The sequence below is a fragment of the Hymenobacter sp. 15J16-1T3B genome, assembly GCF_020711235.1.
Classification (GTDB): Bacteria; Bacteroidota; Bacteroidia; order Cytophagales; family Hymenobacteraceae; genus Solirubrum.
In genome coordinates this window covers 177,351-202,650 of record NZ_JAJFAV010000008.1, presented here as the reverse complement: position 1 = coordinate 202,650, position 25,300 = coordinate 177,351, and the positions used below count along the sequence as shown (strand labels likewise).

Annotated in this window: 22 protein-coding genes; 16 read left to right on the top strand and 6 right to left on the bottom strand. The window is 60.4% G+C overall.

The genetic code is table 11. The features are described from left to right. Positions 1-5: 5 nt before the first annotated feature. Positions 6-911 carry a hypothetical protein gene (locus tag LJ737_RS15250; protein WP_227767217.1) on the top strand — a complete coding sequence of 302 codons (906 nt, stop codon included), beginning with the start codon at positions 6-8 and terminating at the stop codon, positions 909-911. 356 nt (positions 912-1,267) lie between these two features. On the opposite strand, the gene LJ737_RS15245 is transcribed toward LJ737_RS15250, so the two are convergent. The 3 genes from LJ737_RS15245 to LJ737_RS15235 form a co-directional block, all read right to left on the bottom strand. Further along, a complete protein-coding gene (locus tag LJ737_RS15245) occupies positions 1,268-1,720 on the bottom strand; it encodes a hypothetical protein (RefSeq protein WP_227767215.1) in 453 nt (150 codons plus the stop codon). Positions 1,721-1,846: 126 nt separating this feature from the next. Further along, on the bottom strand, positions 1,847-2,146 hold the full coding sequence (locus LJ737_RS15240) for a PAAR domain-containing protein (RefSeq protein WP_227767213.1): 300 nt from the start codon (positions 2,144-2,146) through the stop codon (positions 1,847-1,849). An 8-nt stretch (positions 2,147-2,154) separates the two neighbouring features. Further along, entirely contained in the window at positions 2,155-3,981 is a 1,827-nt protein-coding gene (locus LJ737_RS15235) for a type VI secretion system Vgr family protein (RefSeq protein WP_227767211.1), read from the bottom strand. 127 nt (positions 3,982-4,108) lie between these two features. Between LJ737_RS15235 and LJ737_RS15230 the strand changes: the two genes are divergently transcribed. Continuing rightward, positions 4,109-4,903, top strand: coding sequence for a hypothetical protein (locus LJ737_RS15230; RefSeq protein WP_227767209.1), 795 nt, complete (start codon positions 4,109-4,111; stop codon positions 4,901-4,903). 188 nt (positions 4,904-5,091) lie between these two features. Here the strand turns inward: LJ737_RS15230 and tssD (LJ737_RS15225) are convergent, their stop codons facing one another. Beyond that, positions 5,092-5,496 carry a type VI secretion system tube protein TssD gene (gene tssD / locus LJ737_RS15225; RefSeq protein WP_227767207.1) on the bottom strand — a complete coding sequence of 135 codons (405 nt, stop codon included), beginning with the start codon at positions 5,494-5,496 and terminating at the stop codon, positions 5,092-5,094. Between the two features lie 32 nt (positions 5,497-5,528). Continuing rightward, positions 5,529-5,924, bottom strand: a complete 396-nt coding sequence (gene tssD / locus LJ737_RS15220) for a type VI secretion system tube protein TssD (protein WP_227767204.1) — start codon at positions 5,922-5,924, stop codon at positions 5,529-5,531. Positions 5,925-6,134: 210 nt separating this feature from the next. Here tssD (LJ737_RS15220) and LJ737_RS15215 point away from each other — a divergent pair, with 210 nt between their 5' ends. Together LJ737_RS15215 and LJ737_RS15210 are read left to right on the top strand one after the other, a co-directional pair. Beyond that, positions 6,135-6,560: a GPW/gp25 family protein gene (locus LJ737_RS15215; RefSeq protein WP_227767203.1), complete on the top strand. Its 426-nt coding sequence runs from the start codon at positions 6,135-6,137 to the stop codon at positions 6,558-6,560. 37 nt (positions 6,561-6,597) lie between these two features. After that, positions 6,598-8,460: a type VI secretion system baseplate subunit TssF gene (locus tag LJ737_RS15210; protein ID WP_227767200.1), complete on the top strand. Its 1,863-nt coding sequence runs from the start codon at positions 6,598-6,600 to the stop codon at positions 8,458-8,460. A gap of 176 nt (positions 8,461-8,636) precedes the next feature. Here the strand turns inward: LJ737_RS15210 and LJ737_RS15205 are convergent, their stop codons facing one another. Further along, positions 8,637-11,198 (bottom strand): ATP-dependent Clp protease ATP-binding subunit, encoded by a 2,562-nt coding sequence (locus LJ737_RS15205; RefSeq protein ID WP_227767198.1) that lies wholly within the window; start codon positions 11,196-11,198, stop codon positions 8,637-8,639. Between the two features lie 246 nt (positions 11,199-11,444). Between LJ737_RS15205 and LJ737_RS15200 the strand changes: the two genes are divergently transcribed. The 12 genes from LJ737_RS15200 (at position 11,445) to LJ737_RS15145 (ending at position 25,220) form a co-directional block, all read left to right on the top strand. Next, positions 11,445-11,885, top strand: a complete 441-nt coding sequence (locus LJ737_RS15200; protein ID WP_227767197.1) for a hypothetical protein — start codon at positions 11,445-11,447, stop codon at positions 11,883-11,885. Positions 11,886-11,933: 48 nt separating this feature from the next. Continuing rightward, positions 11,934-13,307: a DUF5458 family protein gene (locus LJ737_RS15195; RefSeq protein ID WP_227767195.1), complete on the top strand. Its 1,374-nt coding sequence runs from the start codon at positions 11,934-11,936 to the stop codon at positions 13,305-13,307. Positions 13,308-13,428: 121 nt separating this feature from the next. Further along, a complete protein-coding gene (gene tssD / locus LJ737_RS15190; protein ID WP_227767193.1) occupies positions 13,429-13,830 on the top strand; it encodes a type VI secretion system tube protein TssD in 402 nt (133 codons plus the stop codon). Positions 13,831-14,568: 738 nt separating this feature from the next. Continuing rightward, positions 14,569-15,675, top strand: coding sequence for a hypothetical protein (locus tag LJ737_RS15185; RefSeq protein ID WP_227767190.1), 1,107 nt, complete (start codon positions 14,569-14,571; stop codon positions 15,673-15,675). A 268-nt stretch (positions 15,676-15,943) separates the two neighbouring features. Beyond that, positions 15,944-16,765: a hypothetical protein gene (locus LJ737_RS15180; protein WP_227767188.1), complete on the top strand. Its 822-nt coding sequence runs from the start codon at positions 15,944-15,946 to the stop codon at positions 16,763-16,765. 562 nt (positions 16,766-17,327) lie between these two features. Continuing rightward, on the top strand, positions 17,328-19,757 hold the full coding sequence (locus tag LJ737_RS27150) for a tetratricopeptide repeat protein (RefSeq protein ID WP_227767186.1): 2,430 nt from the start codon (positions 17,328-17,330) through the stop codon (positions 19,755-19,757). 68 nt (positions 19,758-19,825) lie between these two features. Continuing rightward, positions 19,826-20,830 (top strand): AAA family ATPase, encoded by a 1,005-nt coding sequence (locus tag LJ737_RS15170; protein WP_227767184.1) that lies wholly within the window; start codon positions 19,826-19,828, stop codon positions 20,828-20,830. A gap of 33 nt (positions 20,831-20,863) precedes the next feature. Then, a complete protein-coding gene (locus tag LJ737_RS15165; RefSeq protein WP_227767183.1) occupies positions 20,864-21,730 on the top strand; it encodes a DUF58 domain-containing protein in 867 nt (288 codons plus the stop codon). Next, the gene (locus LJ737_RS15160) at positions 21,727-22,551 is read left to right on the top strand and encodes a hypothetical protein (RefSeq protein WP_227767181.1); all 825 of its coding nucleotides are present in this window, start codon (positions 21,727-21,729) and stop codon (positions 22,549-22,551) included. The genes LJ737_RS15165 and LJ737_RS15160 overlap by 4 nt, the downstream gene beginning before the upstream one ends. Beyond that, entirely contained in the window at positions 22,548-23,546 is a 999-nt protein-coding gene (locus LJ737_RS15155) for a vWA domain-containing protein (protein WP_227767179.1), read from the top strand. The genes LJ737_RS15160 and LJ737_RS15155 overlap by 4 nt, the downstream gene beginning before the upstream one ends. Beyond that, positions 23,546-24,535 carry a VWA domain-containing protein gene (locus LJ737_RS15150; protein WP_227767356.1) on the top strand — a complete coding sequence of 330 codons (990 nt, stop codon included), beginning with the start codon at positions 23,546-23,548 and terminating at the stop codon, positions 24,533-24,535. The genes LJ737_RS15155 and LJ737_RS15150 overlap by 1 nt, the downstream gene beginning before the upstream one ends. Continuing rightward, complete coding sequence (locus LJ737_RS15145; RefSeq protein WP_227767177.1) at positions 24,519-25,220, top strand: tetratricopeptide repeat protein; 702 nt, start codon at positions 24,519-24,521, stop codon at positions 25,218-25,220. The genes LJ737_RS15150 and LJ737_RS15145 overlap by 17 nt, the downstream gene beginning before the upstream one ends. Positions 25,221-25,300 lie beyond the last annotated feature (80 nt).

The following is a 25,300-nucleotide window of genomic DNA, read 5'->3' as shown; positions in this document are numbered from 1 at the left end:
CCCCCATGTTAGCCCTCAATCAAACCGAACGACGCAGCCACATCTGGCAGTTTGCATTGCTGTATCTGCTGGCGCTGGCCTTGCCCTTAGGCGCCTCTTATTTCCTGTTCTCCAACTCCGGTCTGGTGGATGAAAATGCCCGCCTCCGGGCGCAGCTCAGCCAGGCCCAGCAGGAGCAAGGTCAGCTGGCGGTGGTCTTCGATACCCTCTCGCACCGACTGCAGCGCGTCGATGCCCTCGACCAACGGCTGCGCGTGGAGAGCAACGACATGGTGCAGGGCCAGCTAGTCACCGCCAACCAGGACAACCTGAACGCCATTGTGACCGGGCTGAACGAACTGCGCCGCGACTCGGCCGGCATGCAAGTGGCGGCCCACCGGCAGATTGCCCGCAACATACTGCGCGACTTTGATTTGTTCCGCGCCAACCGCGGCACCATCGACCTGCTGCGTCAGGAGTTGGGCAAAACCGGCGACGCGGCCAAGGGCAGCGAAAAACTGGCCATGGAGTTGAGCCAAGCCAAACAGCAGATTATCCTGCTGCAGACGGCGCTGCAGGCAGCTAGCCAGAGCCACGCGGCGGCGCCCGCCCCGGTAGTGGCCGCTGCGCCCGCGCCCAAGCCCAAGGCCGGCGGGGGAGCCGCGCCCATGCCCAGCGTGTCGGCGCTGATGGAAAACGCCATGCTGCGCGACCAGCTGGCCTTTGCCGAAGCCGACTGCTTGCGCCAGCGCGGCCTCGATTACAAGCCCAGCAGCCGGGAGCGGAAGCAACTGCTGGAACAGTCGCGCACGGCTTTCGTCAAGCTGCTGGAAAACCCGGCCACGGCCGATATGAAGCAGGACGTCGAGAAGACGCTCGAATCCATCAACACGGAGCTGGGCCGGCCGGCGCGGTTCTTCGGGTTGTTGTGAACGTGGCCTAAGCCGGCGCGGCTACTTACCTACCAGGAGCATGAGAAGTTATGGCAGATTGCCAAGCCAAGCGCTGCGCCCGTACCGCGGGCGTGCTAATGGCCCGGAGCCGGAGCAATGGTGGGGGCAATATGGGCACTGTTGCATTGCCAGGCCTTGGAACGGTGACCGGGCCAGTGGCCGTCGCGCTGGCGGGCCTTTTTGCCGGCACGGTTTCCTGCACGCTGTTGAATGTTTCCATGGGTCAGCAACTGCGCATGCCAGCGGATGGGCAGTAAGCAACCTACTAGATGGCGGCTCTGCTTAAGCCATTTAATATATAGTAATTATGAAAAATCAGGTATAGGGTCATGGCATTACCAAAACGGATAACACTCGCCTTCATCTACTATTGCTATAACTTCAGCATCCATTTTGCTAATTAACTTCCATTGCGGGACACCGCTACCAGGAGGGTATTGTTCGTCATTGCTCATGTATTCAGAGTGAGGAGTATTAGGTTTTATTTTAACGAGCCTGTCATTGCCTACTGTAGTGAATACATTCTGCCGAACCATTGCTTTGAGCTTGTTGATATCTAACCCATTCAGGGCATTAGCGCTGAAATTGTGCTCCGCTACCTGTGTGTACCCGAGCAATTCGAACTGGTCTATATCAGGCAACTGCAGCAAAGCAGCTACGATAATTCCTTTTTCTAATCTGCCTGCATGAAATCCTAACAGCCGTTCTAGTTCAGAAAGGGTCCGGCCCTTTATGAATTTTTCCTGGGTAATACACCCGCTGACGGAGATTGTTTGATTCAGAAACATTTTTGCCAATTTTTAAGAATTTACTTTAGAAGCAATTGTCCTGCATATATCCCCCAACTCTATTTAAAGTCATGAGTTGGAATAAGCTTAGTAAGCAGGGGTGTCTTCTTTGTTTTATCAGCATTTCTACCCAATAAGTACCGTCGGGCATCCGAGAGTAACGGCTCCGCCGTGCGCGCACTGGTCGCCCATACGCGCAGCAGGTTTTCCACCGATAAATACCCCAGTGGAGCCCAGCACAATCGTATCAGGCGGCCCCACGCAAGTGCACATATCACCCATGACGGCGGCGGGCATGCCCCCGATGAGCACGGTGGGGCAGCCGGGGCCGGTGATAGGGCCGCCCACGTGCGGGATGGGGGGCAGGCCCGGCGTCACCATCGGGCAGGTATGCATGTCGCCCACGCGGGCAGCTGGCTTTCCCATTGATTGGGCTAATTGATTTTCACCATAGCGCCTTTCACCGTCGTCATGGAGGAGCCGCTTAGCTCGGCGGTGAGACCTTCTACTTTAACGCCGGTTTGTCCGGCCAGCTTGGCGGTGGTCTGCGCACTCAGCTCCAATTTTTGCCCGCTGGCTTTCAGTGCGTTTATGGCCTGTACATCCACGGTGCCGGAGCTGTCGAGGACGATTTTCTTGGTGGCCTGCAGGGTGATTTTATCCTCGGCCTTCAGGCTGATTTCCTTAGAGGTGAGCGAAATTTTCGTCTTCGCGTCTAGGGTAATGTTGCCTTTGGTCTTCAGCAGGATATTGCCATCCTGGGCAAAGGACACTTCTAACAGGGTTTCGCGCTTGCCCGATTTGCCGTTGGAAATCAGGATGCGCTCCTTGCCGGCTTCGTCGTGAAACACCAGCTTATTGCCGCCCGCCGTCTGCAGGCTCTTGACCTTGTTCTTGTCGAAGGTGTAGGCCGCGTCCTGCTTGTTTTTGGGGTGGAAGAGGTTGCCAAGAACCACCGGGAAGTCGGCGCGGCCGTGCTCGTAGCTTACCAGCACCTGCGAGCCGATTTCGGGTGTGAATAGCTGCCCCTTCCCGTCGCCGCTGTAGGGCGTAGTGACGCGCAGCCAGCCCGATTCGGCATCCTTTTTCTTGGCCACGTCCCACTGAAAGCGCACCCGAACGCGGCCCAGCTTGCGCGGGTCTTCCAGGTCGATGACCTCGGCCAGTTCGGGGTGCGCGGCCGGCGCAGTGTAGTAGTCGTTGGCGGGCGGACTGTCTAGGGCGCCCGACATGGCCTTGAAGCGGTTCTGGTAATTTCCGTCGCCGTCGAGCTCGTGCTCCACGGCCAGCACCCGGAACCGCCCGTAGTCGGCCCCGGCAGCGTCGTGCACGTCGAGCAAGTGGCCGGGCCGGATGTCGAATACTTCGCCGTGGCCTTCCAGCGCCACTAGGCCGCTGGTTTGCTTGGCTACCAGCGCGTCGATGGTTTGCTGCAACTGGCTGCGGTCGGTTAGTACCGCATCCGCTAGCAGGCGGTGGGGCTGCTGGAATAATTCGTTGGAGCGCTGCACCGCGAACTTGCTGAAGGCGTCGCCACCCGGGGCCTTGGCCGTAGCTTGTAGAGGCTGGTGGTTACGGTAGTTGTAGTGGCTGCTCCGAAACTGACCGGGTTGCAGGTTCATCGAGAGCGTGAAGTTCTGCACCCCGCTGCTCTGAAACACGCAGGCTTTAGCGCTGGGCAAGCCGAGCTGCAGGGTGGTGCCGTCGTAGTACAGCCACTCGCCGTACTGGGCCGCCAGCCGGCTCAGGAAGTTGAAGTTGGTTTCGTCGTACTGCGCCACGTAGGGGAGCACAGCCTTGTTTTTGGGTTTGAGCTGCCGGGCAAACGCGTTGCTGGGGTAGTCGCCCAGCACCGCCGAAAAAATCTGCTGCACGGTCTGCTTCACGAACGCGCGGCTCTGGCTGCCGTCTTCCAGCAAGAAGGTGGGGCTGGTGCCACTGATGTGGTAGTAGTTGGTCAGGTCGGCGCTGGTCTGAATGCTGGTTTCGGTAATGAGGCCCTTGAACTCGAACTGGCGGCCCCGGTCAGCGTCTAGGGTACTGCTCCAGCTGATGGTTAGGTTCTTGCCGCTCAGCTTTTCGTGGCCCTGCTTGAAGAGCATGTCCGGCCGGATGCCCAAGGCCTTGCCCAGGGCTTCAAATGAAAAGTCAAGGCTGAAGGAATGGTGCGTGAACAGCTCCTGCGTGATGGACAGGCTCTTGAAGTCGGTCAGGGCCGGTCCGCCTTCCACTTGTACGGTCACTCGAACGGGGTACGACATATGATGAGCAATGTAATTATTACCATCTTTATTTTTACTATACTTATAAGAAATAAGTCTCTGCCTTCTGCTAGATTAGAAGTCGCACTGCTGACCTAACCAAACTTCGACCTAAGCTTGATTCTGCATGGCCCCTCCTGTTAATCGCCCAGGGCGCTACTCGTTTACCGCCAAAAGCAAGCCTCAGGTCCAGCCCCGTGGCCAACTCAAGCGCACTGCCTCACGCAGTGTGCATGACGCCGTGGTACGCTCTAAGGGTAGCAGTAGCAACCCGATTTTAAGTACTTTATCAAAACTGCCCAGAACGGGGGCAGATTTCGTGAAGTCAAAATTTGCCTTCAGCCAGCATGTAACTGAAGATTTGACAAGGTATTTTAAAGATATGTGGAGGAGCTTTGGGCAGCCTCACCGCGAGTTTAAAGTACGCATCAATTTCGCGCACAACGCCAAGCGCGGGGCACTTACGGCATATTCACAGAAAGTACTTACAGAAATAATGGCGGCCTCAGGCAATAGAAGTATAATGATAACTCGAACTCAGAGCTCTTTTATGGAGCAAGCCAGAATTATGTATGACAACCTCATTAGGCGTGGCATAGCTCATGAACTCAGAATGTACAGTTCGATAGGAGACCAAGTGGTAGAAGTAGCGGCATCAGGAATAAAGGACGGCCTATCTAAAAATGAAATAATTCAAAATATGGCAAGCAAAATCAGCGAGCTGGAAGACCAAGGTACCACCGTATCCAAGCATTTAGGTGACTACAACACGTTGAATGTAATTGACATTGACCCTATCTCGGTGGAATACCCTAGTGCATTTATTAGAGAAGTAAAGAGACGTGGCATTAAGCTTATACAGCCACCGATTGACCCTGCTTACCATCTGGAAATAAAGCAGACTCCCGTTAATTATGTATAACAGCACTCAGAATATGTTGAGAGGAATGGAATGCAATTAATACCGCTTTCCAGGTTCTCAGTCCAGATATTCAGAAAGTTGAATGGCCGAAACGTAGACTTAATTGCCCGGCACGAGCCCATTTCAAGAGCACCCATGTATTATAGACCAGCGGTCTGGTACTGCGGGGCAGGGAGTACGCCAACGGGTCAGCGCGTCCGCGTCCAGAGGCTGTCATTCTCCACGGTGCCCAGGGTCAGTTTGGCCGCCGAAATGCGCACCATGCACTGGTAGGCCCCGTTGCCGCCGTTGCCCGAGACGAACTGCTCCTCGTAGGCCACGCAGAACCCGTCCTCGAAAGCCAGCTTTTCGCGGGCGACAGGCCGGTTCGTTTCCTGAAACACCAGGTGGCCGCTGAGCTTCCGGTTCGAGTCCACCGCCCAGGCCACCAGCTCGTCGCTTTCCGGCACGTCGAGGTGCAGGGTAATCAGGCCGCTGCGTACCCGCGCGGCCACGCGGCCCCGCTCGTTGGTGGGCTGGCTGAATTCGTAGGTGCAGTGCGTGACCGGGTAGTCCTGGTCGTCGAGCGTGAGGGTGCAAGCAAAGGAAGCCATAAGAGAAGCCGGCTAGCCCGGCCGGTTAAGGGTTATAGTGGCCACTCGTTGTCCAGCTCGACTTCCCCGATGCTGAGCCGGTTGGCCGACAAGGTCAGGGTCATGGTCATGGCGTGGTCGGCGGCGGAGCCGTCGAAGCGCTTGCTCAGGCCCACGCAGTAGGCGTCTTCGAACTGAATGGTTTTGCGGCGCGAAAAGGCGTTGTCGGCCGAAAACACCACCACCTCGCCGTTCATGGTTTTGGCGTCGTCCAGGGCCCAGTGGTGCAGGGCGTCGTCGGGCTCCGAGTCCAGCTCCACCTGCAAATGGCCCCCCTGCACCCGGGCGTCGGGGCGGCCCACGGCGTCGGTGTTCTGCTGCACGCCCCAGACGAAACGGCGAATCGGGTACTGCTTGCTGTTGACGATGAGGGCGGCGCTAAACGACATAGTCAGGGCTAGGTGAGGATGAAAAAATGACGCGCTTCCAGGCAGAGCCCAGGACGCCGGTACCGTACGGCGCTTCGTCGCAGCGGCCGAAGACGTTTGGGAGGCCGAGCTGTGCGACTGCACCTGAATGTTGAAATTACTAGATAATTTTAAGCAAAAATAATAATTATTTTATATAATTCGCTGCCCTGGCTTACACTCACAGTTGTTATGAGCGAATCGTTTTACCGTCTGCCGCTGGATATGGCGGCGTTGCTGGAGCGGCAGCAGCTGCCGCGCTGCTCCGTGCAGGAGTCCATTGCCCAGCATTTGTACCTGATCCTGACCACGCAATTTGGGGAGTCGCGCTACGACCCGGGGTATGGCTGCCAGGTGTGGGAGCAAGACTTCGAGGCGCTGACCACCATGCGCTGGAAAGACAACGTGCAGCGCTCCGTGGAGCAGGCCATCCGGACGTACGAGCCGCGGCTGGTGCGCGCCCGGGCCCACGTTTCGGTTACCGATTTTGAAGTGCGCCACGTGGGGCAGCGCGTGCGCAAGCGGCTGGAAGTGAAAGTGAATGCCGTGCTGCACCGCACCAACGAGCCGTTCGCGTTTCAGGCCAGCCTGTTCGTGGCCCCGCTAGCGGTAGACTAGCCCGCAATTTCCGTTCATCCCGTTTTCCTGCTTCGCCATGTCGTCCCTGCTCCCCACTGATTTCAGCCGTGCCACCATCAAAAGCCGCCTCACGCGTCAGGCCGCCGAGCTGTGGGGCTACAGCGAAGCCGACCTCGACGGCTTCGACCCGCTGGTGCAGCTCCTGTTTGAAGCCTGCGCCGTGGAGCTGGAGAAAATAGGGCAGGAGCTACACCAGACCCAAAGCCGACTGGTGGAGCGCCTGACCGCCCTGCTTAATCCCGACGTGGTGGACGCACCGCAGCCGGCCCACGCCGTGGCGCAGGCGCAGATTCATGAATCGGTGGTAATGCTGCCGCCCGACGCGCAGTTTGGCTACGAGCTGCCCAGCGTGGGCCGGCAGGCGGCCGGGCAGGAGGTGTTTTTCTCGCCCCTGCAGGCCGCGCGACTAGTGCGCGGCGGTGTGCGTTGCCTGGCCACCGACGCGGCCGTGTGGCTGGTGGAGGCCGGTAGCCAGAAGCGCCTGGTGGCCCAGGCGGCGCACCGGGCCCCCGCCGAGCACCGGCGCCTCTGGATTGGGCTAGAACTGCCGGCCGAGGGCGTCGATTTCGCGGACTTGACGTTTTACTTCGACTGGCTCAACGAACCGCGCCGGGCCGAGTACACGGCTTTTTTGCCCGGTGAGCAGTGGCTGCTCGGCGGCGCCGAGGTGCACCCGCGCCAGGGCCTGCCCACTCCCCAGCCGGCAGCCGAGGCAGCCGGCGGCGCGCTGCAGCGGGAATACGACTTTTTGCCCCGGCTAGAACAGCGCATTCGGGAACTGTACACGCCGTATTTCGTGCAGCTCAGCGGGCCGGCCGGGGCTCTAAGCACCTACGCCCAGCGGCCGTACCCGGCCGAGTTGGCCGCTATTTTCGACCCCGCCACCGAGCTGCAAGCCCTTACCCAGCCACTGACCTGGCTGGAAGTGCGTTTTGCCCACGCCTTGCCCCCGGAGGCCTTCGACCAGCTGGTCTGCGCCCTGAACTGCTTTCCCGTGCTTAACCGGCGCCTGCACAAGGTGTTGTTTCGCCTGCAACCGGCCCTGAACTTGTTTCCTTTGGCCAGCGAGGAGCCCTTCCTGGCCATGCGCGACGTGTACAGCCTCGGCAACGTGGCCTACCGGCCCACCACCCTCGGCGACCTGAACGACGGCGCCACCGATACCTACACGCTCCGCACGCAAGGGGCTGGCCGCTTCGATACCCGCTCGGGCCGGGAAGCGCTGCGCGAATTGCTGGATTTACTGCGCGACGAAAGCCGGGCCTTCACCGCCGCCGGCACCGATTTCATCGGCTCTATTCTGCTGGAGCTGGAGCAAAACCTGGCCCGACTGGAGGAGCGCCTCGACCGCACCCGCACCCCCGAGCAGCCCGTGCCCTACTTGCTGCTGCGCCCCCAGGACGTGACCGATAGCGTGTTTCTGGAGTACTGGTCGTGCAACGGGGAAGGGGCCAACCGCCTGCCCGCCGGCAGCCCCTTGCGCATCCACGACGGCAACGACTTGGACAGCGTGCGGCTGCTGAGCAACACCAGCGGCGGCCGGGCCCGGCCCGGGGCCGAGGAACGGCTGCACGCGCTGCGCCGCAACCTGCTGGCCCGCAACCGGCTCGTCACCCTGGCCGATATCAAAGCCGCGTGCTGGGCCGAAATGGGGCCGCACTTGGCCGCGGTGCAGGTGAGCAAGGGGTTTCAAAGCGGAGCTACCGCATCGGTGGGCTTTGTGCGCTGCATTCAGGTGCAGCTGACCCCCGCCGAGCCCAGCCGCCTCACGGCCTGGGAGTGGCAGCGCGCCGCCCAGGAGCTGCAAACCGTGCTGGCCGGGCAGTCGGCCATGCATCTGCCCTACGAAGTGCTGGTGAAGCCTGGCAAAGTCTCGTAGCGCCGGCGGCCTGGCAATAGCATGTCGTGCCCCCGCGCCGGCGTACCAAGTGGCGGGCCGATAATTGGCTTGTGCGCAGCCGCCGCGGACTGCGCAGACCGAGCGTAAAGCAAGTACCAAAACGCGGCCGCCCCGGGCCAGCAGCTGGCCCGGGGCGGACGTGCTTATTAGGGAAATCAGGCCGGCTCCGACGCGGCAACGGCCGCCGGGGCTTCTTGCAGCGCCGCTTCGGGTTCCGGTGCGGCGTCCTCCGCGTGGGTGGTCGTCCACACGAGGGTGTCGCTGTCCGCGGGCTTGTCCAGCGCCAGGGTGGTGCCGGGCCGGGCCTCGCCGCTGATAATCAGGCGCGAGATGGGGCGGCGCAACTGCTGCCTGATAACCCCGGTGATGGGGCGGGCGCCGTACTTGGGCGTGAAGCCCGCCAGAGCCAGGTGTTGCCGGGCCGCCGGGCTGAGCTCCAGCGTGATGCCCTGCCGCCGCAGCTGCTCCACCAGCGGCCGCAGGTGAATGTCGAAGATGCGCGCCACGTTGGCTTCGGAAATGGGCGCAAACGGCACGATTTCCGTCAGGCGGGCCAGAAACTCGGGCCGGAAGTAGCGCGTCATGGTTTCCAGCAAGTCGGCGGACGCGGGCGGCTGTCCCTCGGCGAAGGCGGCGGCAATCTGCTCGGCCCCGATGTTGGAGGTGAACAGGATGACGGCGTTGCTGAAGTCACCTTCGCGGCCCAGCCGGTCGCTCAGGTGGCCTTCGTCCAGAATCTGCAGGAAGATGTCGAACACCGACGGGTGGGCCTTCTCGATTTCGTCGAAGAGGACCACGGAGTAGGGTTTCTCGCGAATTTTATTCACCAGTAGGCCGCCCTCCTCGTAGCCCACGTAGCCGGGAGGCGCCCCGTAGAGCAGCGCCGCTGAATGTTCTTCCTTGAACTCCGACATATCGAAGCGGATGAGGAAGGACTCGTCGTTGAACAGAAAGTCGGCCAGGGCCTTGGCCAGTTCGGTTTTGCCGGTGCCGGTGGGGCCCAGCAGGAAAAACGAGCCGATGGGCTGCCCGGCCTTGGTCAGGCCCGAGCGCGACTCCAGAATGGCCGCGCAGATGGCCGCCACGGCGTGGTTCTGGCCCACCACGCGCTTCTGCAGCACTTGGTCCATGCGCAGCAGTTTCTCCCGCTCGTTGCTTTGCAGCTTGCCCAGCGGGATGCCCGTTTTGCCCGATACGATGGCGGCCACGTCCTGCTTTTCCACCCGGTCCTTGCGGGTTTCGGCCAGGGCCAGCACGGTGCGCAGCACCTCGTGCAGGTAGCGCTGCAGCTCGGCGCTGGTTTCCAGGGCGTCGGGCTGCTGCTCGTTTTCCACCTGGTTCAGCCACAGCTGGCTGACCTGGTTCTGCAATTGGTAGAGAAACCAACGCAGCTCGCGCAGGTAGTCGGCCTCCTCCAGCTCGTCGCGCCGCGCCGTCAGGGCTTCAAAGTCGGCCTGCAACTGCCCCAGGCCCGCCACGGCCTGCTCGTCGAGCATGCGGATGGCCGCCATCGTGCGGTCGACCAAGTCAATGGCTGAATCCGGGAGCTGCCGGTCCTTCACGTAGCGCTTGGCCAGCCGCACCGCTTCCCCGATGGTGCCCTCGCCGATGACCAAGTTGTGGTGCACCGCGTACAGGGGCAGCACCCGCTCCAGCATGCGCTCGGCCACGGTGATGGTGGGCTCCTCCACGCGCACGACGTCGAAGCGGCGGTTGAAGGCCTCGTCCTTTTCGATGTACTGCCGGTACTCGTCCTGGGTGGTGGCGCCGATGACGGTCAGCTCGCCCCGGGCCAGCTCAGGCTTGAGCAGCTGGGCAATGCCACTGCCGGCGCTGCCTTTGGGGTCAACCAGCACGTGAATCTCGTCGATAAAGAGGATGGCGCGGGTGTACTGCTTGATTTCGCCCAGCACTTTCTTGATGCGGTCCTCCACCTCGCCTTTGTAGGAGGCGCCGGCCACCAGCGTGCCCATATCCAACTCAAACAGCGTCACCTCGCGCAGGTGCACCGGCACGAGCCCTTGCACAATCTGCTGCGCAAAGCCCTCCACCAGCGCCGACTTGCCCACGCCCGGCTCGCCCAGCAGCAGCACGTTGGGCTTGGTGCGCCGCCCCAGCACTTCGGCCATCAGCCGGATTTCCCGGTCGCGCCCCACGATGGGGTCCAGCTTGCCCGCCCGCGCCTGCGCCGTCTTATCGGTGCAGTACGTGGCCAACGCTCCGCCTTTAGGGGCCGGACTGCTGGGTGCGGCAGAGCCCGCATCGGCTGCAGGAGCTGCGGCCAACGCGGGCGTTTCCTGCAGGGCCGCGTCGAGCACTTCTTTTTGGCTAAGGGACAGTGACTTCAGCTGTTCGGTCGTGAAAGCCAGCTCCGGTTTCAGCAGGGCGGCCAGGGTGCTCAGCGGGTCCGTATTGTCTCTCGACAGCTGCAGAGCCACCAGTTCGGCCATTTCCAAGGCCTGCTGCACGCGCGCGTCGGGGCTGGGGGATTCGGCGGGGCGCGCGGCTTTGGGCTGCTCTTCGAGGCGCACTTCGGCCCACTCCCGCAGGTAATGGATGTCTTTGTCGAGCACGGCCACCAGCCAGGAGGCCAGCCCCACCTCGTTGTGGAGCAGGGCCAGCAGCAGATGCGGGGCCGAGTAATGCGGGTGGCGGTGTTCGTGGGCCACGGCCTGCGCAATGTGCAGGGCACGCTTCAGCGAGTCAGAGTATGACATGGAAACGGGAAGAAGATGAAATAGGATACAACAAAGCCATCGGTGAGGGCTGCTGGGTGAAGCTAGGAGAATAATTTTTCTTTGCAATCATTGCATAGTTAAAATAAATAGTACATTAACACAAATTTACTGCCTGCCGGGCCTGCGTGCTGCCTGCAGAGGTTAACAATGAGCACCTTTTCATTCATTGGTTGGCTACGGCGCCTGTTTGCGCCCTCTGCTACCGTTTCCCCTCCCATACCTACTATGTACTCCTACGGAATAGGCGGCCAGGAGCGCAAGCTCGACAATGCGTCCGAAGCCATTGCAGAAATCCCCCTCAACCGCACGCTGCTGGTGCAGAAGCTAACTACACATACGCCGGTTAAACCGGTGGTGGTGATGGGGTTGAAAACTCCGGAAGCTGTATTTGAGCACTTTAAGCCCGAAGTAGCCGTCGACTTTGAAAACGCGCAGGGCGTGACGGTGCCGGAGAAGCTGCACTTCGCCTCCCTTGGGGATTTTGGCACTAAAGGCATTATCAGTCAAAGCAGCTTTCTGCAGGGTTTAGCTTCCGAGACAGATGATTTGCAGAAGTTGCTGCGTCAGCTAAAATCCAATAAAATCCTTAAATCGGCCCTGGAAAAACCCGAAACCAAGGCAGCTTTTTTGGATGCCATCAAGGCCATGATGGACGAGCTGTCCTGATGGGAGTTGACTTGGTAATGAATTGTAATTTTTTAGGGATTCTGTATTATGTCCGCTGAACAGCAAATTGACCCCGTTGCCGATGTGATGGTCCGTGAAAGTGTGGCTGCTCCTTCGTTGGAGCAGGCTACGCAGGGCCTGCTCAAAGTCGGTGGTTTCGACCTGCTCGAAACCACCATCGACGGCACTTCCAACCTCAACCCCGAAAAGAAAGCCCGGAAGAAGATTTTCTTGTCCGAAGAAAACAAAAAGGCCGACCGGGACCAGCTCAAGCGGCGCCTGGCGCTGTGGCACTCCCTGCTCAGCGAAGTCGATACCGTGGGCGAAGCCATAGAACAGGGCAGCCAGCGCGTAGCGGCCAACGAGCAGCTGCTCACCACCAACCTGAAAACGGCGGTGGACGCGACCCTGGAGCTGGAGCAGGCGTACCGCTCCGTGACCTTGTTTTTCCGCAACACGGACCAGAACGAAGTCAAGAACATTTCCATCCTGAACGCCGACAAAGACCAGCTCAAGGACCTGGCCAACACCACGTTCATCGATGCTGTGTCCGACGAGCTGGAGCAGAACTACGACCGCCTCGACTTGCGCGACAACTACTCCCTGCTGGTAGTGCCGGGCTACCTCGGCTCCAATGCCGTGGTCGACAAATGGGCCAAAATTGCCTACAAGAATAAGGTGATGCTCGTCACCGATTTCGAGCATTTCGATGCCCCGGAAGACGTTATTGAACTGTTTGAGAAGGCCAATCTGACCGGGGCCGATGCTTACAAGTCCAACGTGGTAATGACGGCCAACTGGCTGGTCGGGCGCGGCAAAATCGAGGAAATCGGGGAGGAGGAAGACATGTTCGTGCCGCCTTCCTCGGCCCTGGCCGGGCGCATTTACGCCACGCTGGCCTCGCAGGTGACGGCCGGGCGCAAACACGGCACGCTCAACGAAGTGGAAGGCGTGAAGTTTCCGCTGCGCAAGAGCGAAATTTCCAACATGGAAAAGCTCGGCCTGGTGCCGATGGTCAACGAATACGGCCGGGTTATGGCGTTTTCGGCCAAGACCCTCTTCAACGGCGACAACGCGGGCCTGCAGACCTACTCCGTGGTGCGCGTGTTCGATTACGTGACCAAAGTGCTGATTGACTTTTTGAACCGGCGCGCCTTCGAAAACTGGGACCACAACATGCGCATGGACATCCAGAACCAGATTGTGCGCTTCCTCGATGGCATTGCCGGCCCGGGCAAATTGATTGAGAAGTTCACCATCAAGAAGTTCGAGCGCGACCCGGATCAGAAAGACCGGATCAACCTGGACATTCACATGGTGCCCTACTTCCCGGCCAAAACCTTCCTGGTTTCGCTCGACGGCACCAAGGGCGACGACCCGGACAACCCGCGCGACTGGAGTTCCCAGTACGCCCAGCAGTAACGCGCCGCCGCACCAGCGCCGCCAGCGACGCGGCTATAGCGCAAGTCGCCGCGGCCGCCAAGGTGCCCGGCCCCTGATTCAGTACCCTTTTCTTTCTTTTTCAACTAACACCAATTACACAATGGCCTCATTTAGTGCTGTTTTTGACGCTGCTGGCAGCGAGGAATGCGAAGTTGTAAGCTGCGGCTACTCCTTCAATCAAACCACCGACGACAAGGGCCGGCCTTCCTCGGTGGTGCAGGGTGGTACCATCAAAGTGACGGTCGTATCGACGGACAGCGTCAAGCTCATCAGCTGGATGCTGGATCCTTACAAGCGCGCCGACGGTAAAATCGTGTTTAAGCGCGGCGACCAGGATTCCAAAATGAAGGAAATTGCCTTCAAAGAAGCCTATTGTGTGGGGTACACGGAAAGCTTTGATGCCCGCGGCGGCGGTGCTCAGGCTTCCATGGTGCTGAGCATGGTTATTTCAGCCAACAAGATTGACGTCAACGGCGCCTCCCTGGACAACAAGTGGGTGTAAAACGACAGCCGGGCCCGAACCTCCTGCCGGTTGCCGCGGGAGGTCCGGGTCCGGTTTGCGTTTGAACCACAGGCCGGTTAGGCTCCGAATGTGGCCGACGCAACCAAACCAAGTGAGGCCCAGTGGTAGGTGTACGACGATAACAGACTGATCCACAAAGAAAGGCATAAGCCGCAGGTGGACGGCTTGTAATCCTGGCGCGTACTGGCTGCGCACATTTTACAAGATGATTGAGGCTATCTGCAGCAATCCGCTGGATTGGAACGCAGCGGCGTGTGGAACACCCGCTAACCGCCGCCGGCAGGGTGGTTTCCCCGGCTCGACATTACAGTGGCTACTCTTTCGGAGTAGCCTTTTTTTATGGGCGTTAGGCGCCGGTATGTCAGTGGAGGCGGCCCGGATTAACCGGCCAATTTCAGCTGACGAGTAGCCGGCAATTGCTGGTCAGTCGCCGACGATGGGCCATTGCCCCAACAGGTGACCGACAATGAAAAAGGCATTATTTTACTTGATTATTTTAATAAAAATCTGCACTTTAGTAGTGCGGCGCTTCGATTGTACTTGTCCTACTCGCTAGAACAGAAACCGGAGGCCTTTCATCGGGCAGGACGCCCTGGATGAGCTACAGCACACTCTCATAAGCGCCAACGGCCGCCCGACGCGGCCGCCGAAAGGGCGTGTTCACATCCCTACCAAAGTAGAACAAGCAAGATGAGATATTGGGGGCTACTATTACTGATGCTCGTCGTGCATCCGCTGGCCGGGCAATACCTAGTATACCTGGTGGATGGGACGAAGATGCCCGAGCGGATTACGGAAATCTCCGACCGCCAAAGCGTGGTGATGGACGTGAGTGACTTCAGTAAGCCTGTGGCGGTTCGCAGCAACAGCGACATCAGTTTCGCTTTCAATCAGAGCGGCAGCTACCTGGTTCTTGCCAACAACAAGTCGCTGACCAAAAGGCAACGAGAAGAGTTCATGAACCCGGACGTCAAGGCCAAGCAGTACGATGTCTTGGTGGATGCCAGCGGCAAAGCAATGGCCACCACCATCCTGAGCGAAACGGAAACGCAGGTGGTTTGCAATGCCCAGGGCAACAAACTGACGGTGCCCAAGGCAGGCCTGTGCTTTCTGATTCGGCGCAACGGCACCCATCAGGTGTTCATGGCCCCGGTCCAAGCGCAACCGGTGCTCCTGGCCAGCCAACGGTTCATCCAGGATTTGTTGACCGGCTCCAATTTATCGGCCAGTTCGTTGCTGTCGGCCGGGACAGACGCGGCCGCGCCGGCCGCCGCCAGAACCGCCAAAGAGACGAAGCCAGGGGCGGGGGTGGATAACCCGATGAATACCGAGGAGTTTCAGCGCAAGGGATTAGATAAAATTAAGGAATTCACGAATTATATTCAGACCATAACCGCCGTAAATTATGACCGTGAAAATGCAAATAAAGCAATTAATATGGCCTGTGACTTATTTGCGGATCAAAATTCAAGAGTAGAGGTTTCTGTTGCTAGTGGAATTGAAAATAAGAAATACAAAGTTCGTGATTATCTGACGCGATTAAAGCTCCGAAGCACGCAATTTGATAAGGTTAAAGTTGAATACGCAAACCTTAGTTACGTGTCTAATTTTGTTAAGGGTACAGACGGTAGTTATCATGGTGTCGTGACGTTTGTGCAAACGTTCAAGGGCACCGTTGATGGAAAAATTATTTATGGTGATATAACGAAACGTACCGTTGAGGTCGTGATAAGGCCTTATCAAAAAGCCCTGAACGGCGAGTCAATGCTGTCGTGGGAAGTGTACTTAGGAGATATCGGCGTGGTAGAAACCAAAAAAATATGATGTTGTCGGTAGCGCGGTTTGATTAACGCGTTTCCATTTCAATAGTTCAGGATGATGACTTGGTGCCAATGCCTAATAGGCGAGGTGGCACGCGATTTTATTCCTGGTAACTAGCAAACGTCAGGTTTGCTAAGTCCCTAGTGGGCTTCTGCACATACTACACTTGGCGTGACTGACAGGCACACCTATTCGGTAGGCTGGTAAACGAAGGAATTGCCTAATGGGATAAGGTTCTTAATGCGCTCAACACCCACAGCGAAATACTCTTATGAAGCTCAAAGCCACTCTTTTGCTGTTGCTCACGCTCGTGCCGATGTTGCTGTCAGCGCAGAGCTACGAGAAGGAATACGAAGTGTATTTTGCTTGGGAAGTAAAACAAGTTGATGAATTTATTGAACGATTCAACAACGAGGAGTCGGCTTTCATCAACGAATACTTAAAGAAAAAATATCCATCCTCTTCTCTAAGTAGGGAAAAGATGATAAAAAGTCTTTTTAATACGAAGAGCAGCAATTGGAATTTTGGGGACATAAATTCCTTTATCAAGCAAGTGTCCAGCGTTGACAACCCCCAATACCTGGATTTTAATTCCGGCAATTGGTTTGCGCGGGTCAACTGTCGAATCAGTTACTGCGGGAAGCCTTATTCGGCCATGCTGATTATGCAACGGAAGGCATACGCCGATGGCAGCGCCAAATGGGTGATTGTAGATGTAAAGTATGCTGACAGTAATATGCGGCAAACTATGGCTGTTGCAGCTCAGAATGGTATTATGGAATGCCCGCAGCCAGTTGACTCATTGACGTCGTTGAATCCGATGAGTCACGCTATCGGGTTTATGAATCTGGATTTGGCTACCCAGAAACCTGAAAATATCGGCAATTTTGTAATTGCTTCTGCTGGTCGTAGCCGCAATTTAAACTTGTTCATTGATGCTTGTTTGCGTAATAAATTAAAAATTATTCAGGCAACATCAACTACGTATAGCTTTTTGCAAATAAAAGGCTGGCGTATTGAAATCAAGCAGTTTAACCGACAGTCGCAGAACTCGGGTTGGCTAATAAGTAAACTCGTCAAAATACCTTCTTAAGTCATTGGCCATGTTTGGGTTTACGTTATCAATAGCCAGTACGGCAACAGCTCGCGGACTGTTCATTGCCCTGGTGGCACTTTGGGCTTGGCCGGCGCAACCTGGTTTTGCGCAGGAGAAGATTTCCTTGCGTGATGCCAAGGAAATGACTTACCAGGCCAAAACAATTGTGGGCGAGTACCGGGATTTACTGAACACGGTGGCATTCAACGATAACGTGCCAAGTGAGCTGGAAGGATATATTCAGAATAGTTATAAAGCCTCAAAGTTTCAATTGTTTCTTGACGGAGAAGCTATAATCGAGGACGACCTCGACCCGCAGCAGAGCCCGGTTAATGCTAGTGATACGCCGATTCGGAAATACTTAAATAATTTCGATCTGCAATACGAGAAAACTGCGGATTATAATATATCGATTGATAATGTCGTGGTTTCTAATATCAAGAAGAAGGATTATTTCTATGCAAAAGTAAAGTTTGATCAGAAATTTGGTGGTGTACACAAGCTAAGCGGCAAACCTTATCCGGTCAGGCAGCGCGTGGCGCTGGTGCGGTTCCTGAGTGTGAGCAGCAGCTGGAAGGCCTTTATTATCGGCATTAGCTACTACGACCCGGCCGCGCCCATTGAGTCGACGGAAAATAACGTGCAAATACTGTCTGCCAGTAACTCTTCGGAAGCAGAAAGCCTGGTGAGCCGGGAAGACTTTGAGCGGGAGCAGCAGGAATTTCAACTGGCCCGACAACTGGAGGAACGGCAGAAGCAGGAAGCCTTCGACGAGTACTTGGTGGAGGCCAACAAGTACCGTCTCAACAAGCAATACCAAGAGGCCTTGGAGTTCTACGGCAAAGCCAAGGAGCTGAAGCCGCTGACGCCGGCGCTTGATAAAAAAATACTGGATACCAAACGATTGGTGTCGGGGCACAACTTTGAAACGCTGAAGTCGCAGGCGGACCAGGCCCGCAACGAGCGGCGCTACAGCGACGCCCTGCAGTACTACAAAGAAGCGCTGACGATTAGGCCGGAGGCGCACACCGGGATTGATGCAGAAATTACCACTATTTCTAAAAAGCTAGAGGAAATCGAACTGCCCAAAAATCGATTAGAGGCCGGTAATTATGCGGCAGTGATTGAGGCCTGTGATAATATTTTGAAAAAGAATAAAAAAGACGAAAAAAGCTTTCCCGAGCTTTATTATTATAAAGGGAGGGCCAATCAGCTGGCGGCCGAAAAAAGAATGACGGGCTCATGGTCGCTCGACCACGCGCTGGAATTTTATAACAAGGCTATTGTGGCCTTTCCCAACTACGTGGATGCACGGCTGGCCCGGGCGAGCTTTTACGCCACGCACAAGCGGGACTACGCGCGGGCCATTACCGACTACGAAGTGGTGGCCAACAACACGCTGGACTCGGCCCCCGAAAAGCCCAGTTACCTGCTGGCCATGGCCCGGTGGCGGGATTTGTCGGATGTGGCCAACGGGCTGGACAACCACGACCGGGCGCTCAGCTATTACCAGCAGGCCATTACCCTGCTGCCCGACGCCGGAGCGGCGCGCATGGAAATGGGGACGGTGCTCTACCGCCTCAAACGCTACGCCGATGCGCTGAACACCTTCAACACGGTGGCAAAGCAGGACGCCAAGAACAGCGCGGCCTACTACATGCGGGGCAAGTGCTACCTGGCGCTCAAAGACGTAACCAACGCCGGCGTGGACTTCGCCATGGCCGAGGCCATTGGCATCACGCCCGCTCAGCTGCTGGAGGTCGAAAATGCCAGCAAGGAGTACGTTGACCAGGCGCTTAAGCTTTTCGCGGCCAAGCAGCTGGCCAAGGCCGACAGCGCGTACGACTGCGCTATTTCCATCCGGCGCTGCAATCAACTGGCTTGGTACGGCAAAGGCGAAATCAAATTGGCCCAGGCGCCGGCCGCGGGGGCATACGAGCAGGCGCTGGAGCGGTACCAGAAGGCGCTCGACTGCAATCCGAAGTACTCGGCGGCGCACCTGCGCCGCGGGGAAATCTACCAGCAGACGGGGCAGTACCCGCTGGCGCTGAGCAGCTACACGGCGGCCCTGGAATCGGATGCGAGCAACGTAAAGGCGCTGCTGGAGCGCGGCTCCACCAAGGTGGAAATGGCCCAGTACGCCGAAGCCAGCAAGGATTTGTCGCTGGCGGCGAAAGTGCTGGAACAGGTCATCGAGACGGCTAAGAAGAAAAACCAAGAGGCGCTGGTGGCGAGCAGTACCCAGGATTTGTCGCTGGCCTACCAGCTGCTGAGCCAGTCTTACTACCAGCAGAAGCAGTACGTCAACGCTAGCATGACGGCCGATAAGGCCCTGCAAAGCAACAAGAAGAACGCGGAAGCGCTGTACTGGCTGGGCCTGACCAGCGCCGCCCAAAATGACGCGCCCAAGGCCATTCGCAGCTACGAGCAGGCCATCAAGCTCGCCCCGCTCTTCAAGTACTACCACGCCAACGGAAAGGTATTGCTCAACAGCAAGAACTACGAGCAGGCCATCGGCAACTTCAGCGCGGCCCTGAAGGCGGACAGCGGCCGCGCAGCCCGCGAAACGTACTATCTGCGGGGCCTGAGCTATATGCGCAACAAGAACTACACCGCCGCCGCCAAGGACTTCCGGGTGTGCGCCCGGGCCACCGAGGGCCTCGACAGCCTGTTCTACCTGAATTACGGCGTGCTCGATCTGTACCTGAACAACAACGCGGACGCCATCGGGCACTTCAACCAGGTGCTGAGCCACCGGCCCGACAACCCGCAGGCCGTGTTCGGCTTGGGCTGCGCCTACGCCCGCGACAAACAGTACGACAAAGCCCTGCAGCAATTCGAAAAGGCCTACCAGCTGCAGCGGCTGCGGCTGCGCAAGGAGGACGTGGAAACCCAGGAAGATGCCTTTTTGATGGAATTCAACAAGATCAAGAACTACCGCACGCAGTACACGCAGCTGAAAAAGAACTACGCCTTCGCCCCGAACTAGCAAGGCCCGGACCGGGCGCGGCAGCCGCGGGCTCCGGGAAGCACAAGCGGATAAACGACAACTATCGGATGGAACAGGTATTGGAAACGCGGGTGTGGCACGAGCTGGAGCGGGACATCGAGCAGGCGGGCTCCTTCGTGGACGACCTGCGGGCCTGTCTGCGCCAAACCATCGTCGGCCAAGAGGATTTGCTGGAGAAACTGCTGGTGGGGCTGTTGGGCAACGGGCACATTCTGCTGGAGGGCGTGCCGGGGCTGGCCAAAACGCTGGCCGTCAAGGCTCTGTCGCAGGCCGTTGGGGCTGAGTTTGCCCGTATCCAGTTTACGCCCGACCTGCTGCCGGCCGACATCCTGGGCACGATGATTTTCAACCTGCACACCAACGAGTTCAGTGTGAAAAAGGGGCCGGTCTTCGCCAACCTGGTGCTGGCCGACGAAATCAACCGGGCGCCCGAAAAAGTGCAGAGCGCCCTGCTGGAAGTGATGCAGGAACAGCAGGTTAGCATCGGGGGCAGCAGTTACGCGCTGGAGTCGCCCTTCCTGGTGCTGGCCACCCAAAACCCCATCGAGCAGGGCGGCACCTACGAGCTGCCGGAAGCCCAGCTCGACCGGTTTATGCTCAAGGTGCTGATTTCGTATCCCTCGCTGGAGGAGGAGCGCACCATCGTGCGCCACCACCTGGAGCCCCGCCCCCAAGACCGACTGCCCGCGCTGCCGCTGGCCGAGGTGCTGCGGGCCCAGGAACTGGTGCGGCGCGTGTACGTGGACGAGAAAGTGGAAAGCTACATCCTGGATCTGGTGTTTTGCACCCGCTACCCGCAGCAGTACGGCTTGGCCCAGCTCCAGCCCCTGATTCGGTTCGGCTCCTCGCCGCGGGGCAGCATCAACCTGGCCCTGGCGGCCCGGGCTCAGGCCTTTTTGCAGAAGCGCTCCTTCGTGCTGCCCGAGGATGTGCGCCGGGTGTACTTCGACGTGCTGCGCCACCGCATTGGGCTGACCTACGCGGCCCGCGCCGAAAGCATGACGGCCGACGCCCTGCTGGCCACCATCTTGGCCACCATTCCCATGCCCTGACCCCGGCCGGCGGCCCCGATTTTTTCTCCACCCATGGAACTGCAGGAACTCATCCAAGCCGTCCGCCGCGCCCAGGTGCTGAGCCAGACGCTGACCCAGCAACAGCTGGCCGGGCTGTTTCAGAGCGCCAGCAAGGGCGCTGGGTGGCAGCTGGACCACTTGCGCAAGTACGAGGCCGGCGACAACGTGAAGGACATCGACTGGAACGTGACGGCCCGCTACCGCGACGCCTATGTGAAGACGTACGCGCAGGAGCGGGAGCGGCTGATCTGGCTGCTGGTGGACGTGAGCCGCTCGGTGACGCACACCAGCGCCGGGCGCAGCCGCTACCACGCCGCCCTGGTAGTGGCCGCCACGCTGGCCAGCAGCGGCCTCGACAACCAGGATAGGGTAGGGGTGCTGTGCTTCAGCGACAAAATCGAACGGCTGATTCCGCCGGGGCGGGGCAGCGTGCACTTCTGGCGCATTGCCCAGGAGCTGGTGGCGCTGCGGCCCATCAGCCGGGCTACCGATATGGCCGGGGCACTGTCGTATCTGGTGAACAGCCACGGCAAAAACGCCCTGGTTTTCCTGATTTCCGACTTTCTGACCCCCGACTACGCCCCGGCCCTGCGCCTGCTGGCCCAGCAGCACGAACTGGTGGCCATCCGCCTGACCGACGAGCGGCAGCACGCGGTGCCCGCCGTGGGCTGGCTGCAGCTGCAGGACACCGAAAGCGGCCGGAGCCGCTGGGTCAACACCTCGGGCGCCGCGTTTCGGGCCGGCTGCCAGCAAGAGCACGCGCAGCTGGAAGCCCGCTTTCAGGCCGCATTTGCCCAGTCGGGCGCCCGCCGCGTGAGCCTCGATGCCGCCGGCGACTACCTGCCCGACCTCATCCGCTTTTTGCAGCTGCGCCCATGAGCCGTCTGGTCGCCTTCGCGGGGGCAGTGCTGCTGGCCGCCGCCGGTTCCGGGGCCGAAGCGGCCGGGCCCGTGCACGTGCAGCTGGCGCCGCGGCCGGGCCGGGTGGGCCAGCCCGTCACGGCCACGTTTTGGCTGAGCCACCCCGGGCAGGTGCAGTGGCAGGTGCTCGACCAGCACCTGGCCCGGCTGCCTGGCGTGGTGCTGCTGCAGGCCGGGCCGGGGGCTGCCACGGGGCAGCACGCTGTGGTGTTTACGCTGGTGGAGGCCGGCCGGCACCGGCTAGGGCCGCTGCCGGTGGTGCTCAGCGGCGCCGTCGGCCCCGATACCCTCTACGCGCCACTTATCGACGTACAGTATGCCGCCGAGCCGCTGCGCACCGCCCTGCATCCTCTCCGGCCCGGCCCGACCGTCGGGCAAAGCCTGGCCGCCGGGCCCTGGGGCTGGGTGGCCGTGGGGGCCTTGCTGGTGGCAGGCGGGTTCGTGCTGGGGCGGTATTACCGGTCGCGGCCCGCGGCTACGCGGCACCGGCAGCTGCTGGCGCAGCTCACGCGGCTGGAGCAGCGCCTGGCCGCCGGGCAGGCGCTGGACGAGCCCGTGGCCGAGCAACTCACCGACCTGCTGCGCGCCCATTTGGGGACCGGGGCACCGGTGGCCGAACACGCCCGGCTGAGCGCGGCGCTCGGTGCCCTGAGCCAGGTACGTTTCGCGCCCCTACGCCCCGATGCGGCGGCGCAACGGCAACTGGTGGCCAGCGTCCGGCAGGCGGTGGCGGAGTTGCCGGATGATTCCCACGTTCTACTACAACAGCCCCAGTCATGATGCCACACGCCGCATTTCACGAGCCCGGGTGGCTGCTACTGCTGGCCGCGCTGCCGCTGCTGCTGGGGCTGCACCTGCGCTACTGGCGCCACCGGCAGCCGGCGTTTCTGCTGGCCGCGCTGCCCGAGCGCCTACAAGCGCGCCGGCAGCGGCTGACGCCGCCGGACGTGCTGTTTGCCCTGCGGCTGCTGGCCCTGGCCGCCCTCATCCTGGCCCTAGCCGACTTCCGGACGGCCGTGGTGCGGCGGCAGCCGCTGCCCGCCACCGGCATCGACATCGTGCTGGCGCTGGACATTTCAGCCAGCATGCTCATCGAAGACATCAAGCCCAACCGGCTGGAGGGCATCAAAACCGTTATTTCCCGCTTCGTGGCCGGGCGCGACGGGGACCGGGTGGGCTTGGTGGTGTACGCCGGGGAAAGCCTGAACTGGTGTCCGCTCACCCAGGACTACGCCTTTCTGCAAACCAAGCTCAACCAGCTCAACGAGCCGGTTTTGGCCGACGGCACGGCCATTGGGCTGGGGCTGGCGTCGGCAGTGAATGCCCTGCGCCTGAGCAAGGGCAAAAGCAAGGTGGTCATCCTGCTCACCGACGGAGAAAACAACGCCGGATTCGTGGCGCCGGCCACGGCGGCCCGGCTGGCCCGGCAACACGGCATCCGGGTGTACACCATCGGCATCGGCAGCACGGGCCTGGCGCCCATGCCGCGCTACACCCTAGCCGGCGAGAAAATCTACCACTACGTGCGCGTAAGCCTCGACGAGCCGGCGCTGCGGCGCGTGGCCGAGGGCACCGGCGGGCGGTTTTTTCGGGCCACCGACGCGGCCGCGCTCGGGCAGATTTACGCCGCCATCAGTGCCCTGGAGCAGGCGCCCACCGGCTACCGCAGCCGTTTGCAGTACCAGCACCACTACCGCTGGTTTGTGTGGGCGGCGCTGGGCTTCTTCCTCGGCGCCGAAGCGCTGCGGCTCACCCTGTTTCGCTCCCTGTCGTGATGATGACGTTTGAAGCGCCCCACTACCTGCGCTACGCCGGGCTGCTGCCGCTGCTGCTGGCGGCCTACGCCCTGAGCCGCTACTACACCGCCCGGACCGCCTGGCCCCCGGCCCCCGGGCGGCGGTGGCTGACGTACGCCCGCTGGGCCCTGCCGCTGCTGGTCGTGCTGGCTTTGGTGCTGGCCTTGGCCAATCCGCTGGGGGCGGGACGGGGCGGCTGGGTGCGCCGCGCCACGCAGCTGGTGCTGGTGGTCGACGTGTCGAATAGCATGCTGACCCGGGACGTGGTGCCCGACCGGCTGACGCAGGCCCGCTTGACGCTGGGCAGCATCGTGCGGCAGCTGCGCAGCGAGCAGGTGGGCGTGGTGGTATTTGCCGGCAACGCCCAGCGTTACCTGCCCCTGACCACCGACTACGCCACCGTGGGGCAAGCCTGCAGCAGCATCACGCCGGCGCTGCTTTCCCGGCAGGGCTCTTCCCTGGCCGAAGCGCTGACGCTGGCCGCGCTGGTCTTCAGCCCCGACCCGCCCGGCAACCGCGTCGTGTGCATCCTCTCCGACGGGGAAAGCCACGCCCGGCGCGACCAGCAGGTGGCGGATTCGCTGCTCCGGGCGGGCATTCACGTCTTTGCTATTGGGGTGGGCACGGCGCAGGGCGGGCCCGTCTGGGAAGGGGTGCCGGGCAGCGCGCGCCTGCGCCCCAAGCTCGACCCGCAGGGGCAACCCATTCGTTCCGCGCTGGACGCGGCCCGGCTGCGCCGCCTCGTGCACGAGCAGCCCGCCGGCTACCAGCAGCTGGATGATTACGAAGTGGTGGCTACCCGCTTCGTGCAGGCGGCGCAGCAACTGCCCCCACCGGCCGGCGCCCGGCGGTTGGCCGCGGGCCAGCCGCAGTTTCGGGTATGCCTGCTGGTAGCGCTGGTGCTGCTGCTCGTGGAGCTGGCCCTGCCTTCCATCCTCTATGCTCGCCCGTATGCGCAGCCTGATTAACACCAGCGCCCTGGCAGCCGGACTAGCTGTGGCGCTGCTACTCGGGGCGCGGCCGCTGCTGCGGGCCGGGCAGTACTGGCTGCAGTTCGGGCGCGGCCAGCGCGCCTATTATGCCGAGGCCCCCGGCGACGCCGAGGTGGCCTACCGCGCCGCCCTGCGCGCCGCGCCGGGCAGCCCGGCCATCAGCTTCAACCTGGCTAACGCCCTGTACCAGCAGGGCCGCTACGCCGAGGCCATCCGGCTGTACCGGCAGCTGCTGGCCACCGGCCCCGCGGCGCAACGGCCGCAGGTGTGGGCCAACTTGGGCAACGCCTACTACCAGCTCCACGATTTGCAGCGCAGCGAAGCCGCGTACCGGCAGGCGCTTCTCAGCGCCCGCACCGATGCCCGCATCCGCCAGGATTTTCTGCTGGTACACCACCAGGCCGCCGCGGCCGCTCGGCCCACCCCGCCGCCCCAGGCCCCCTCGGCTGACCGTCGGCGGGCCGAGCCAGAGCAGAACGCCTCCAGCAAATCCCCGCAAACGACCGGGCAGGACGGGGCCAGCGAGGAAATGGCGCTGTCGCATGAGCAGATGCGCGGCCTGCTGGGCATGGTGGCGGATAACGAAAGTGCCGTCAGGGCGAAAACCCTGGCCAAAAAGCAGCGCGAGGTGCGGGCCGTGTCGGATGAAAAAGCTTATTGAGCGGTCGGGCTATGATACCAAGAGCTAGTGTTCGGGCAATGATGAATTTCGGGTGGCTGGTAAGGCGCGCGCTGCTGAGC

Bases quoted from the DNA above. Each gene is read 5' to 3' on its own strand.
- LJ737_RS15145 (WP_227767177.1), top strand. From the start codon at position 24,519: ATGCGCAGCCTGATTAACACCAGCGCCCTGGCAGCCGGACTAGCTGTG.
- LJ737_RS15165 (WP_227767183.1), top strand. From the start codon at position 20,864: ATGGAACTGCAGGAACTCATCCAAGCCGTCCGCCGCGCCCAGGTGCTG.
- LJ737_RS15250 (WP_227767217.1), top strand. From the start codon at position 6: ATGTTAGCCCTCAATCAAACCGAACGACGCAGCCACATCTGGCAGTTT.
- LJ737_RS15235 (WP_227767211.1), bottom strand. From the start codon at position 3,981: ATGTCGTACCCCGTTCGAGTGACCGTACAAGTGGAAGGCGGACCGGCC.
- LJ737_RS15240 (WP_227767213.1), bottom strand. From the start codon at position 2,146: ATGGGAAAGCCAGCTGCCCGCGTGGGCGACATGCATACCTGCCCGATG.
- LJ737_RS15215 (WP_227767203.1), top strand. From the start codon at position 6,135: ATGAGCGAATCGTTTTACCGTCTGCCGCTGGATATGGCGGCGTTGCTG.
- LJ737_RS15150 (WP_227767356.1), top strand. From the start codon at position 23,546: ATGATGACGTTTGAAGCGCCCCACTACCTGCGCTACGCCGGGCTGCTG.
- tssD (WP_227767204.1), bottom strand. From the start codon at position 5,924: ATGTCGTTTAGCGCCGCCCTCATCGTCAACAGCAAGCAGTACCCGATT.
- LJ737_RS15170 (WP_227767184.1), top strand. From the start codon at position 19,826: ATGGAACAGGTATTGGAAACGCGGGTGTGGCACGAGCTGGAGCGGGAC.
- LJ737_RS15210 (WP_227767200.1), top strand. From the start codon at position 6,598: ATGTCGTCCCTGCTCCCCACTGATTTCAGCCGTGCCACCATCAAAAGC.
- LJ737_RS15205 (WP_227767198.1), bottom strand. From the start codon at position 11,198: ATGTCATACTCTGACTCGCTGAAGCGTGCCCTGCACATTGCGCAGGCC.
- LJ737_RS15155 (WP_227767179.1), top strand. From the start codon at position 22,548: ATGATGCCACACGCCGCATTTCACGAGCCCGGGTGGCTGCTACTGCTG.
- LJ737_RS15245 (WP_227767215.1), bottom strand. From the start codon at position 1,720: ATGTTTCTGAATCAAACAATCTCCGTCAGCGGGTGTATTACCCAGGAA.
- LJ737_RS15230 (WP_227767209.1), top strand. From the start codon at position 4,109: ATGGCCCCTCCTGTTAATCGCCCAGGGCGCTACTCGTTTACCGCCAAA.
- LJ737_RS15185 (WP_227767190.1), top strand. From the start codon at position 14,569: ATGCTCGTCGTGCATCCGCTGGCCGGGCAATACCTAGTATACCTGGTG.
- LJ737_RS15180 (WP_227767188.1), top strand. From the start codon at position 15,944: ATGAAGCTCAAAGCCACTCTTTTGCTGTTGCTCACGCTCGTGCCGATG.
- LJ737_RS15200 (WP_227767197.1), top strand. From the start codon at position 11,445: ATGTACTCCTACGGAATAGGCGGCCAGGAGCGCAAGCTCGACAATGCG.
- LJ737_RS15195 (WP_227767195.1), top strand. From the start codon at position 11,934: ATGTCCGCTGAACAGCAAATTGACCCCGTTGCCGATGTGATGGTCCGT.
- LJ737_RS15160 (WP_227767181.1), top strand. From the start codon at position 21,727: ATGAGCCGTCTGGTCGCCTTCGCGGGGGCAGTGCTGCTGGCCGCCGCC.
- tssD (WP_227767193.1), top strand. From the start codon at position 13,429: ATGGCCTCATTTAGTGCTGTTTTTGACGCTGCTGGCAGCGAGGAATGC.
- tssD (WP_227767207.1), bottom strand. From the start codon at position 5,496: ATGGCTTCCTTTGCTTGCACCCTCACGCTCGACGACCAGGACTACCCG.